Origin of the sequence: uncultured Anaerofustis sp. (assembly GCF_938029165.1) — a bacterium.
GTDB lineage: Bacteria > Bacillota > Clostridia > Eubacteriales > Anaerofustaceae > Anaerofustis.
This window is the reverse complement of the sequence record NZ_CALHFB010000043.1, coordinates 1-12,739: the sequence shown is the minus strand read 5'-3', so window position 1 is coordinate 12,739 and position 12,739 is coordinate 1. Positions and strand designations below refer to the sequence as shown.

Annotated in this window: 10 protein-coding genes and 1 other annotated feature (1 of these 11 cut by a window edge); of the genes, 9 read left to right on the top strand and 1 reads right to left on the bottom strand. The window is 36.4% G+C overall.

The genetic code is table 11. The annotated features are described in order from the left end of the window. Positions 1-45, top strand: a sequence feature (ribosomal protein L10 leader region) (it extends 82 nt beyond the left edge of the window). A gap of 9 nt (positions 46-54) precedes the next feature. Together rplJ and rplL are read left to right on the top strand one after the other, a co-directional pair. After that, positions 55-576, top strand: coding sequence for a 50S ribosomal protein L10 (rplJ, locus tag Q0516_RS07845; protein ID WP_294468504.1), 522 nt, complete (start codon positions 55-57; stop codon positions 574-576). 45 nt (positions 577-621) lie between these two features. Continuing rightward, on the top strand, positions 622-996 hold the full coding sequence (gene rplL, locus Q0516_RS07840) for a 50S ribosomal protein L7/L12 (protein ID WP_294468502.1): 375 nt from the start codon (positions 622-624) through the stop codon (positions 994-996). 454 nt (positions 997-1,450) lie between these two features. Here the strand turns inward: rplL and Q0516_RS07835 are convergent, their stop codons facing one another. Beyond that, on the bottom strand, positions 1,451-2,080 hold the full coding sequence (locus Q0516_RS07835; protein WP_294468500.1) for a GNAT family N-acetyltransferase: 630 nt from the start codon (positions 2,078-2,080) through the stop codon (positions 1,451-1,453). A 779-nt stretch (positions 2,081-2,859) separates the two neighbouring features. Between Q0516_RS07835 and Q0516_RS07830 the strand changes: the two genes are divergently transcribed. The 7 genes from Q0516_RS07830 (at position 2,860) to Q0516_RS07800 (ending at position 12,566) form a co-directional block, all read left to right on the top strand. Beyond that, positions 2,860-3,477, top strand: coding sequence for a TetR/AcrR family transcriptional regulator (locus Q0516_RS07830; protein ID WP_294468498.1), 618 nt, complete (start codon positions 2,860-2,862; stop codon positions 3,475-3,477). A gap of 484 nt (positions 3,478-3,961) precedes the next feature. Next, complete coding sequence (locus Q0516_RS07825; RefSeq protein WP_294468495.1) at positions 3,962-4,849, top strand: ABC transporter ATP-binding protein; 888 nt, start codon at positions 3,962-3,964, stop codon at positions 4,847-4,849. After that, positions 4,842-5,642, top strand: coding sequence for an ABC transporter permease subunit (locus tag Q0516_RS07820; RefSeq protein ID WP_294468493.1), 801 nt, complete (start codon positions 4,842-4,844; stop codon positions 5,640-5,642). The genes Q0516_RS07825 and Q0516_RS07820 overlap by 8 nt, the downstream gene beginning before the upstream one ends. 495 nt (positions 5,643-6,137) lie before the next feature. Further along, entirely contained in the window at positions 6,138-7,001 is an 864-nt protein-coding gene (gene metF / locus Q0516_RS07815; RefSeq protein ID WP_294468491.1) for a methylenetetrahydrofolate reductase [NAD(P)H], read from the top strand. Positions 7,002-7,634: 633 nt separating this feature from the next. Then, a complete protein-coding gene (locus Q0516_RS07810) occupies positions 7,635-8,234 on the top strand; it encodes a vitamin B12 dependent-methionine synthase activation domain-containing protein (RefSeq protein WP_294468489.1) in 600 nt (199 codons plus the stop codon). Positions 8,235-8,350: 116 nt separating this feature from the next. Then, positions 8,351-9,724, top strand: coding sequence for an MATE family efflux transporter (locus tag Q0516_RS07805; RefSeq protein ID WP_365945742.1), 1,374 nt, complete (start codon positions 8,351-8,353; stop codon positions 9,722-9,724). A gap of 454 nt (positions 9,725-10,178) precedes the next feature. Next, positions 10,179-12,566 (top strand): homocysteine S-methyltransferase family protein, encoded by a 2,388-nt coding sequence (locus Q0516_RS07800; RefSeq protein WP_294468485.1) that lies wholly within the window; start codon positions 10,179-10,181, stop codon positions 12,564-12,566. Positions 12,567-12,739 lie beyond the last annotated feature (173 nt).

The following is a 12,739-nucleotide window of genomic DNA, read 5'->3' as shown; positions in this document are numbered from 1 at the left end:
ACTCTTTCTTCTTAACATGCGGAAAGAGTATTTTTTATGATAGGAGGAAATATCGTGGCATCAGAAACTATTTTAGAAGGTAAAAAAGCCATAGTTGCCGAAATAGTAGACAAAATGAAAAATGCACAAGCATTCGTTTTAGTTGACTATAAAGGTATCAATGTAGAACAAGATACTGCATTCAGAAAAAATGCAAGAGAAGCAGATGTTGATTATAAGATCTATAAGAATACATTCTTAAGACTTGCAGCAAAAGAATGCGGATATGATGAACTTGTAGATGCATTAAAAGGAAGTACTGCTGTTGGCTTTTGTAACAGTGATGTTGTTGCTCCAGCTAAAGTTGTTAGCGAATTTGCTAAATCAAACGATTTGGAATGTTTAACAATCAAAGGCGGCGTAATCGAAGGCGAAATAGCAAGTCTTGAAGAATTACAAAAAATCGCAACATTACCATCAAGAGAAGCATTACTTGCAAAAATGCTCGGAAGCTTACAAGCTCCGATTTCAAACTTTGCATGTGTTATCAATGCAATCAAAGAAAAGAAAGAAGAAGACGAACAAGCAAGTGCTTAGTTTCGTAGCGTAAAATAATTAAGAAAATAATAGGAGAAAATTAAAATGAGTGAAAAATTTGATAAAATTATTGAAGAAGTAAAATCAATGTCAGTTTTAGAACTATCTGAATTAGTTAGTGCTTTAGAAGAAGAATTTGGTGTAAGTGCTGCTGCTGCACAAGTAGTAGTTGCAGGTGATGCAGGTGCTGCTGGCGGTGCTGCTGAACAAACAGAATTTGATGTAGTATTGACATCAGCAGGAGATGCAAAACTTAAAGTTGTAAAAGCTGTTAGAGAAGTAACAGGTTTAGCACTTAAAGAAGCTAAAGAAATCGTTGATAACGCTCCAAAAGCTATCAAAGAAGGCGCTAGCAAAGAAGAAGCTGAAGAAATCAAAGCTAAAATCGAAGAAGTTGGCGGACAAATCGAACTTAAATAATTTAACGATTATTTTAAAAGACCATCATACGATGGTCTTTTTATTTTCTTTTATAAAAGAAACAATATTCCTAGGGGCTCTGCCCCTAATACCCCGCAAAGTTTTTTCCAAATCGAAAAAATTTTGAGAAAAACGCTTCCACTCAATCGCCGTGGTGGCTTTTAACGCTCTCATATATCCTAAAAATCTCTGCCCGAGATTTTTGGATTGAGAGCTGCCCCGACCCTATAAACAAAAGTTTTATCTTTTTTTGAGTATATAATTTTTTTAGGTAATATGTGGATGAATATCTAATGTAAGTTTAATATCCCTTTTGCCGAAGGCTTAGGCACCGCGCCCAGCGGGGTCGTTTCATCCATTCTTTGGACAAGCAAAGAATGGTCGGGTTTAAGGGCTGAAAGCCCTTATATCTTTGTTTCTTTGAAAAAGAAATAGGGTTATAGGGGCAGCGCCCCTAATCCAACTTTTTGGTATAAACAAAATACCTTTCTCTTTGATCATTAAAAATGACTTCTTTCTCGTCTTTTTTCTCAAATCCGTTGTAGTCATAAAATGAGTAATCGCATTTTGAGTCTGTGAATAAGTAGAATGTATCTACATTTTCTTTTTTCATGTAGTTATAAAAGTCATTTAAAAGTTTTTTACCTATCCCCATGCCTTTCATTTTTTTATCCATTGCAAATAATACCAGCTCTCCGTTTGTATGGTCTTTTACTTTATTATAAAGCTGTTTATCCGCTTCTCCTTCTTTACTTCCTTCTTTTATGGCTTTTCTTCCTTCATGTGTCAAAAATAAAGTCGAAGCATGGAAAACTGTTTTGAATAAATATTTTAAATTATTCTTAAGCTTATATGCATTATCGCTTCGTCCAAGTATAACTCCTATTACTCTTTCTTCGTATACCGCTACTTTTGAATATGTATGTCTTATCAAAAGTTCATATAAGAATATCAGGCTCATCTTGTCTGCGACTTTTTCATTGTCTCCAAAGTCGGGTTCTATCCATGTTTCATATAATAACCCTTTGATTTCGGGTAAGTCGTCTTCTTTTAATTCTCTCAGTTTGATTTTATCTGGTGTCATGATTCCTCCCATGTAATGATATTCTATCATATTTATAAAAAAGTTCCAGTGTTCTAATGTTAAAAGAAAATGAAATTTATTGACTGAGGGGGTTTACAAAAATAGTCAATGGATTATACTTGATATTGTATACGTACTTTGGGAAACAAAAAAATAAGGAAATTCGCAAATATTGCTGGCGAAAATCCGCTGCACGGCATAACTTCGAAATCGTGTTATTCGGGGGCAAAGCTTAAATAAATTTAATCTTTGTTAAATTTATCAGTTCTGACGAACAGTGAATAGTCAAAATATCTCTGGGCGCGGTGCCTGAGCCTTCGGCATAAAGGGACGCAAAAGTTAAACTTGTATATCAAATTATCGGCATTTTATTTAATCGTGAATAGCTACATATTTAGTAGATAGTGCTCGTATTTGATTTTTAATATTGCAATAAAACTTTATGTTCAGAATAAATAAGTATAAAGTCGCACTAATATATTGTGCGTGGATTGAAACTGCAAATATTATATACGGAGTGTGATGGGATGTTGTCGCACCTTACAAGGAATGCGAGGATTGAAACCTTAGGAAATGCAATCAGTAAAGCTCAGGAAATTGTCGCACCTTACACGGGATGCGTGGATTGAATGATTTATCACTAATTAACTATCACTCAGTTTAAATAAATATTTAAAGAGTTTAGCAGAAGTTAGATAGATAAATGAGAAACTTTATAGTATAAAGGTGGTTTATAAAGATTATTTAATAATATTAAATAATTGAATCGGAGGTCAAATATGACAGAAATAAACGAAAAATTCTATTCTCTCGATAAAGAGAAACAGCTTATGATAATAAATGCGGCTATGGAGGTATTCTCAAAGAATGACTACAAGAATGCCGTCACAGACGATATTGCGTCAAAGGCTGAAATATCAAAAGGGCTATTATTTCACTATTTCAAGAACAAGAAGACCTTATATCTGTTTATATATGAATATGTTTTGAATTTGGTCAGAGATAATATAGACCGAAGCGAGATGAACAAAATAACCGATTTCTTTGATTTGCTGGATTACGGAGCAAAAATTAAAATAAAGCTGCTGGAAAAAAATCCTTATCTTTTGGATTTTTCCCTTAGATGTTTTTATAACGACAAAGAATTGATTTCCGATGATGTCAATGAACAGCTCACCGAGCTTTATGAAGATAGTTTCGAGCTTTATTTTTCCAATCTGGATTTATCCAAATTCAAGAGAAAAGAAGACGTTTATCAAATCTATAAAATGTCCATATGGATGAGCGACGGTTATATGCACGAAAAGAGAATGAAGCATGAAAAAATAGACGTTGAAGAACTTCTTTTGGAGTTTAACAAGTGGATGCAAATCTTTAAAAATAATTTTTATAAATAGTAAAGGGTTATTATTTTAAAGCCAAGAAGTTTTTATTAAGAAAATAACTTAATGAAACTCGCAAATATTATTAAATCAAATCCGATGTACGGCAAACTTAAGAAATAGTGTTATTTAATGCTGAAGCTTGAATAAATATAACAAAAGTCAAATTTATCTGTTTTTACGAATAATGAATAGCCGAATTCATTTGCGTTATACCTTTCGATTGTTGAATACTTTAGCATGTCTAATAACATTGTTTTGTAGTTGTGCCATGCAAAATTTTCCCATAGAATAATTCGTTAAGTTTCATATCGTTAAAATAAAAAAATTATTGAAGTTTTATATAAGCAAAATAATGTCGGAGTGCAAAGATGTACCTTGTGCAGTTGTTATAAGTAAAAAAATTAAGATAAAATTGAAATAAATAATTAAGAGATATAAAATCAAAAAGTTACTATCAAATGTTTAGTAATAATGAACCGGCAATAAGGAGAACAAAATGAGTGTGATAAAAATAGAAAATCTGACTAAGGATTACGGAAGCGGTAAAGGCGTGTTCGACCTTAGTTTTGAAGTCAAAAAGGGAGAAGTCCTCGGCTTTCTGGGACCTAACGGTGCGGGGAAGACGACGACCATAAGGACTCTTCTGGGCTTTATCAAAGCAGATAAGGGAAGTGTGAGCATAAACGGTCTGGATCCTTTTAAGAATGCGGAAGAAATCAATAAATCTCTTGGATATCTGCCGGGGGAAAATTCTTTGATGGACGAAATGAAAGGGGACGACTTCATCAAGTTCATAGCTGATATGAAAGAGATGAAAAACTTAGACCGGATAGAGGAGCTTAAAGAGTTCTTTGAGCTTGACGCAAGCGGAAAAATCAAGAAGATGTCCAAGGGGATGAAACAGAAAATAGGTATAGTATGTGCTTTTATGAATGACCCGGATATACTCATATTAGATGAGCCGACAAGCGGACTTGACCCATTGATGCAGAATAAATTCGTGGAACTTATCTTAAAGGAAAAAGAAAGAGGTGCTACGATTTTGATGTCATCTCATATATTCGAAGAGATAGAGAAGACCTGCGACAGGAGTGTAATAATCAAAAACGGCAGGCTGGTACTCATCGAAGACATAAATAAATTAAAAGAAAATAAGAACAAGAATTTCAGGATAGAATTTAAAAACGAATTCGAAGCTAAAAATTTTGCTGCTATGTTCATGAATACTTCCATTAAGGATAAAGTAGTCAAGGTAGGTATAAAAGGGAACATGGACGAATTCATAAAGAAGCTCGCTTCTTTTGATGTAGTCGATATAGATATCGAACAGCAAAGCCTTGAAGAGCTTTTTATGCATTTTTACGGAGGCAAAAAAAATGATTAATTTTACTTTACTGAAAAAAGAAATAAAGTCCAACTATAAAATACTTCTTATATTCATAGGTGTCCTTACTCTTTATTCTTCGATGATAATAAGCATGTTCGACCCTAAGCTGGGAGAGAGTTTAAAGCAGATGGCTGAGAGTATGCCCGGACTTTTTTCCGCATTTAAAATGTCTGACCCGGGAAGTACAATGATAGAATTCATATCAAATTATTTATATGGATTTTTATTTATAGTCTTTCCGATGATATTTTCGATAATCCTATCAAACAGGCTTATAACAAGATATATCGACAAGGGCTCCATGTCTTATATATTATCTGCTCCGAACAGAAGAGGAAAGATAATAGGCACATGGATATTTACCATGGTTTTGATGATATTCTTTCTTGTAGCATATGTGACTATACTTTCCGTAGTGCTTGCTCAGGCAATGTTTAAAGGAGAACTGGACGTGAGTAAATTCCTGATCATGAACGTAGGCTTGTTCGGACTACAGGCTTTTATCCTTGCATTATGCTTTATGTTTTCTTGTATATTCTCCGACAGCAAATATGCCCTCGGATTATCGGCGGCATTCAATGTAGGCTTCCTCCTTATTCAAATGCTTTCAAATGCGGGGGATAAATTTGAAAAGCTCAAATACCTTACTCCTCTTACTCTATTTGATACAAGCAGTATCATAGCGGGAGATGAAAGTTCCTATATATGCATCGGTGTTTTATATTTACTGGCTTTAGTAATGTTTATAGCGGGAGCCGTGGTATTTTCCAAGAAAGACTTATCTGTGTAAATGTTAAAAAGACAACCTCGGGAGGGGTTGTTTTTTATTATATTTAATTTATATTTTTAGAGTGTATTGAAGAGATGTATTAAAATAAATATATATTATTATGCACATATATTTATTAATAGGTTGGTGGCGGATAGAGTATGGCAAGGGGCGCGGAATCTGACGAAGTCAGGCGTAGTGCCCCGCGGGGGAGAGCTTGTTTTATCAGGCAATGATATATAAGACTTTCTCAACGTTATTGATTAGTTATTGATAGTTTTTTAGGTATGATATTAATAAGTAAATAATTAAAAGTATTATAAATACCGCTTTATTTAATCAGAGGTTTTATATTTTAGGGAATATCGGAGTAATAGTATATAAAATCACTTTGATATTCCTTTTGGTTATATATAGATATCTTGAATTGCAATAAGTGAATAACGGCACAGACCTTTATAATAGCATGGATTTATGGTATAATTCTAAAAATTCAGAGTTTAAGGGGTATAAAAAATGAAAATAACCGAAATATTAAAGAAGGATAAACCTACTCTTTCTTTCGAAGTATTCCCTCCAAAAAGCGAGGATAATTATAAAAGTGTAGAAAAAGCAACAGGGGAGATAGCGAAGCTTAAACCCGATTTTATGAGCATAACATACGGAGCGGGCGGAGGAACGAGTTCATATACAGTGAACATTGCAAAAGAAATACAAAAAGAACATGGCGTACCTACTTTATCTCACCTTACATGTATGTGTTCTTCAAAGGAAGATATCAAAGCTCAGCTGAAGCTTTTAAAGGATAATGATATTGAAAATGTACTCGCCCTCAGAGGAGACATACCAAAGGATAAAAGTCTGATGGATAAATCCGAATATACTCATGCGATAGAGCTTATAAGAGATATAAAGGAAAGCGGAGATTTTTGTATCGGAGGTGCATGTTATCCGGACGGACACGTCGAGTGCGAACACAAGGCGGACGATATTTACTTCTTAAAAGAAAAGGTAGACGCTGGACTTGATTTTCTTACTACGCAGATGTTCTTCGATAATAACGTGCTTTATAACTTCCTGTACAGAATAAGGGAAATCGGGATAACCGTTCCCGTTTTTGCGGGTATAATGCCTGTTACAAACGGGAAACAAATAAAGAGGATAACCGAACTTTCAGGGACTTATCTTCCAACACGTTTTAAAGCCATAGTGGATAAGTTCGGAGACAATCCTGCGGCAATGACCCAGGCGGGGATAGCATATGCGACCGACCAAATAATAGACCTTATCGCATGCGGAGTGAACGGGATACATGTTTACTCAATGAACAAACCAGAAGTTGCAGAGGGCATTAGAAATAATCTTTCCAATATTTTATAAAATATTAAATCTTTATAATGGGCTCTGCCCCTTAGACCCCAAAATACGGCAAGGCTCTGTTTTTCGATTTCCCCTTTTTTGACTATCGAAAGACTTCGTAAGAAGGCTTACTAAATTTTGTTATACAAAATTTAGATGTGGGGACACATACGATAGCATTCGCAAATTTTCCAAAGGCAAGATTTGCGAATGTTGACCGCTGAGTTTTGCTCTGTAATATTTTAATTCTTGTTAAAATACCTAAAACTCTTTTAGAGTTTTAGGTCAGTCAAAAAAGGTGTAAAAGTTCTTTCACTCAGTCGCCGTGAAGGCTTTTAAAGTAACTGGATTTCCTCAAAAAATCTACTCGATTTTAAGGTAACAATTGCTACCCCAATCTTTTATATTTAAAGGTTATAAATTTTTTAGGTAATTTGGATATGATAGTGGGAGGATGTTTAATATCCCTTTTGGCGAAGCCATAGGCACCGCGCCTAGCGGGGTCGTTTTATCCATTCTTTGGACAAGCAAAGAATGGTCGGGTTTATAAGGGCAGACAGCCCTTAATTAGGGTCGTAGTGCGGAGCCCTGCAGGTGGTATAAGGGACAGAGTCCCTAGGAAGTTTATTTCTTAAAAAAGAAAAGAGGAAAATGATGATCAATAGGAGTGAAACCATAAGATACCTTGGATATAGTGGGGATGAAGTAGATGAAAATACTCTGCGTCTTATAGAAGAGTGCGAAGGACTTCTTAAAAAAAGTGCAAATCCAAGAAATACTTATAAAGTTTTTGATTTGAAGAAGATAGACGATGAAACTTTGGATATGGAAGGTTTAAAAATAAAAAGCAAAGCTCTTTTGAGGAATTTGAGAGGGTGTAAGAAAGTCATATTATTTGCCGCGACTTTGGGACCAAGAGTGGATATCCTGCTTCAGAAATATTCAAAGCTTTCACAGGTAAAAGCCGTAGTACTCCAGGCTTCTGCCGCAAGTATGATAGAGGTTTATATAGATAGTATAGAAGATGAAATAAGGCTTGAAGCAAAAGAGAAGGGGCTTTATCTAAGACCTAGGTTTTCTCCCGGATATGCTGACCTTTCTCTTGAGTATCAAAGGGATATATTTAAGATATTGGATTTACCCAGAAGGATAGGGGCAACTTTGATGGATAAGCTTATAATGGCGCCCTCAAAGACTGTTACGGCTTTCATAGGCTTAAGCGAAGAAGATAAAAATGTATGTGATTATATATAAAACTATTTGATTATTTATGCCTTGGATGTATAATATAAATTATTGAAAATTACTTATAAATTTTACAAATATTTACAATCTTATTTCAAACAATTTTACATCTTCAGGGGAAAATAATGAATATAATGACAAAATCTGAAAACAAAGAAAAAACCAAGGACTATTTATTTACAAATAAGGCACTTTTGATTTTGATACTGCCGCTTATAGTAGAGCAATTTCTTGCGATACTGGTAGGTATGGCTGACTCTATAATGATTGCAAGCGTAGGAGAAGCGGCTGTTTCGGGAGTTTCTCTCGTGGACAGTTTGATGCTGCTTCTTATAAATATATTTGCGGCTCTTGCTACGGGAGGAGCTGTCGTAGCGGGGCAGTATCTCGGAAAGAGGGACAGGAATAACGCCTGTGAGGCTTCTAATCAGCTCGTATGGTTTATTACCATTATTGCAGCTGTAGTCATGATTTTGGTTTATGTATTAAAACAATTCATATTAATTACGGTCTTCGGAAGCATAGACGCAGATGTCATGGGGCATGCCAATACTTATTTATTAATAGTCAGTGCTTCAATACCTTTTATTGCCTTATATAACGCAGGGGCGGCGATATTCCGTTCAATGGGCAATTCAAAAGTCTCAATGATGGTTTCTATTTTAATGAACCTTATTAACGTCATAGGGAATGCTGTACTTATTTACGGGTTTCATTTCGGGACTGCAGGGGTTGCTATACCTACACTCGTTTCAAGGATAGTAGCGGCGGTTGTCATAGTTATTTTGTTACTTAACAAGAATGTAACTCTTCATATAAGTAAGAGTTTTAAATATAAACCAAATTTTCATATGATAAAAAGCATTTTATATATAGGCGTTCCCAACGGACTTGAGAACAGTATGTTCCAGCTTGGTAAAATAATCGTACTGAGCCTGGTTTCCACCTTTGGGACTTATGCAATAGCCGCCAACGCCGTATCAAACGTAGTAGCGGCATTCCAAATATTATCCGGCATGGCGGTCTCCCTTGCCGTTACCACTGTCATTTCAAGATGTGTCGGTGCGGGGGAATTCGAGCAGGCGAGATATTATACAAAGAAGCTTATAAAAATAACATATGTTTGTATAGCTGTTTTTGTGGGAGTTATAATACTTCTTCTTCCTGTTATAATGAAGGCTTACAACTTATCTGCTATAACTGCATCGGAAGCGACGAGGATACTCTTCCTTCACGGAATCTGTGCGATTTTCGTATGGCCTTTGGCTTTTACCCTTCCATCAACTTTAAGAGCTGCGGGAGATGTGAAGTACTGCATGATAACCTCAATAAGTTCCATGTGGATATGCAGGATAGTGTTCAGTTATATCTTCGGTAAATATATGGGATTTGGAGTGTTCGGCGTTTGGATGGCGATGATAATGGACTGGGTAATAAGGGCGATATTCTTTATTATTAGGTACAGAAGCCCTAAGTGGGAGAATAAACAGGTAATATAAGGGGTTCCACCCCTAAAAACCCTGTAAGAGACTCCGTCCCTTATACCCTCGCGGGGCTTCACCCCACACCCCACCAAAAATTTGCTCGTCCAAATTTTTGGATTAAAGGACACCGCTAAAGCCGCGGAGGCTAAAGCGACTGGATTTTCAACAAAATGCTACCCGCATTTTGTGAAACAGTCGCTTTCCCAACCCATAAGAAAAATTTTATCTTAAATAAAAGTTGATAACTTTTTAGATAAATATTAGGTAAATGACTTTAGTAAGTTAAAGATTTCTTTTGCCGAAGGCTTAGGCACCGCGCTCAGCGGGGTCGTTTCATCCATTCTTTGGACAAGCAAAGAATGGTCGGGTTTTTAAGGGCAGACAGCCCTTATATTTGGGTAGTAGGGCAGAACCCTACAAATTGGTGGCAGGACATTTTCCTGCAAATTATTGTTAGAAAGGAAAATTTATGGATATATTAAAACTTATCAAAAAAAGAGAAGTATTTTTCGACGGAGGTATGGGAAGTCTTCTTCAGGAAAAAGGTTTAAAGGCGGGGGAACTGCCGGAAATTTGGAACGTGGATAAAAGTGATGTAGTAAAAAGTATCCATAAGGAATACCTTCTAAGCGGTGCGGATATAATAACGACCAATACCTTTGGGTGTAACTCTCTTAAATTTAATAAAGAGGGAAGTTACAGCGTTGAGAATATAATAAGAAGCGGAGTCAGAAATGCAAAGGAAGCAATAAAGGAAAGCGGTAAAGATGCTTATGTGGCTTTGGATATAGGTCCTACAGGCAAACTCTTAAAACCTCTCGGTGACCTTGATTTCGGTGACGCTTACGAAATATATAAAGAAATCATTCTTTTTGGGGTAAAAGAAAATCCTGACATTATTTTGATAGAGACTATGTCAGACGGTTACGAAGCGAAGGCGGCTATACTTGCGGCAAAGGAAAACTGCGATTTACCTATATTCGTTTCAATGACTTTGGGAGAAGACGGAAAGCTCCTTACGGGAGGAAATGCAGAGAGTATAATTGCTTTGATGGAAGGGCTTAGAGTAGATGTCATAGGGCTTAACTGCGGTCTCGGTCCTCTTCAGCTTAAACCGTTTATAGGAAAAATGCTTGAGGTTTCATCCACTCCTTTGATGATAAACCCAAATGCGGGACTTCCCAGAAGCGAGGGCGGAAAGACCGTTTATGATATAACAAGCGATGAATTCGCACTCACCATGAAAGAGATCGCGGATATGGGAGTCGGGATTCTCGGAGGATGCTGCGGTACTACTCCAAAGCATATCAAAAAGACCGTGGAACTTTGTAAAGATGTTGAAATTAAAGAAATAACAAAGAAAGATTTGACGATGATTTCTTCTTTTTCAAAGTGTGTGTATATAGATAAAGACCCTATAATAATCGGGGAGAGGATAAATCCAACGGGAAAGAAACGCTTTAAACAGGCTCTCATTGAAGAGGATATCGAGTATATATTGAATGAAGCAAATACACAGGCAGAGGCAGGCGCTCATGTACTCGATGTAAATGTGGGACTTCCCGAAATAAACGAAGCCGAGATGATGGAAAAAGTAATAAAAGAACTCCAATTCAGTGTAGATGTTCCTCTTCAGGTGGATACTTCAAACACAGAGGCTATGGAAAGGGCACTTAGGCTATATAACGGAAAGGCTCTTATAAACTCCGTCAACGGTAAAAAAGAAGTTATGGACGAAGTTTTCCCTCTTGTTAAAAAATACGGGGGAGTGGTAGTTGCACTTTGTCTGGATGAAGACGGGATACCTCCTACTGCCGAGGGCAGGATAAAAATTGCAAATAAAATCATCGAAGAAGCTAAGAAGTACGGGATAGAAAGAAAAGATATAATAATAGACGCTCTTGCAATGACGGTCAGTGCGGATACTTCTTCGGCTCTGGTCACTTTGGATACTCTATCCATAGTTAAAAATGAACTTAAAATGAACAGTGTGCTTGGTGTATCAAATATTTCCTTCGGACTTCCGAACAGGATGATAATCAATTCCGTGTTCTTTTCCATGGCACTGGACAGAGGTCTTAATGCGGCGATAATAAACCCGAACAACGAGGATATGATGAGAAGTTATATTTCTTTCAGGACACTGTCAAATATGGACGAAAAGTGCATGGATTATATAGATAAGTACGGAAGCGAAAAAAGGGAAGTCAGTGTGAAAAAAGAGGGTTTAATGAGCCTTGAAGACAGCATAATAAAGGGTATGAAAGAAAGAGCTAAGACAGCTGTTTTGGAGGAACTTGAAAAAAGCGAGCCCTTGGAAATAATAAATAAAAAACTTATCCCTTCTTTAGATATCGTGGGAAAAGGCTTTGAAGAAGGAACTATATTCCTACCTCAGCTTTTGATGAGTGCGGAGGCTGCAAAAGCGGCTTTTAACGAAGTCAAAAATCACCTTGTAAAAAGCGGTCAAAAGGAAGAGAAAATAGGAAAAATAGTAATAGCTACGGTCAAGGGGGATATACACGATATAGGAAAGAACATAGTCAAAGTTTTACTTGAAAACTATGGATATGATGTTATCGATCTTGGTAAAGACGTGGATCCTGATTTAATTGTAGATACCGTCATAAAGGAAGATGTCAAACTTGTGGGGCTGAGTGCACTTATGACTACCACGGTTCCAAGTATGGAAGAGACGATAAAAAAATTAAATAAAAAAATACCGGACTGCAAGGTTTTCGTAGGCGGTGCGGTGCTTACCAAAGACTATGCAAAGACCATAAATGCCGACTATTATGCAAAAGACGCGATGGCAAGTGTTGCTTTTGCTGATAAAGTTTTAAGGGCTGCACCCTAAAACCCTTTATCAGGGGCTCTGCCCCTAAAACCCCCAAAAGTCTTTTTAGGACTTTGTCCTAATACCTCGGGAAGTTTCCCGAAGCCTCTTTTGTAAGGCTCTGCCTTACAATCCGCCCTTTTTTGACTATCGAAAGACTTCATAAGAAGGCTTACTAAATTTTGTGTAACAAA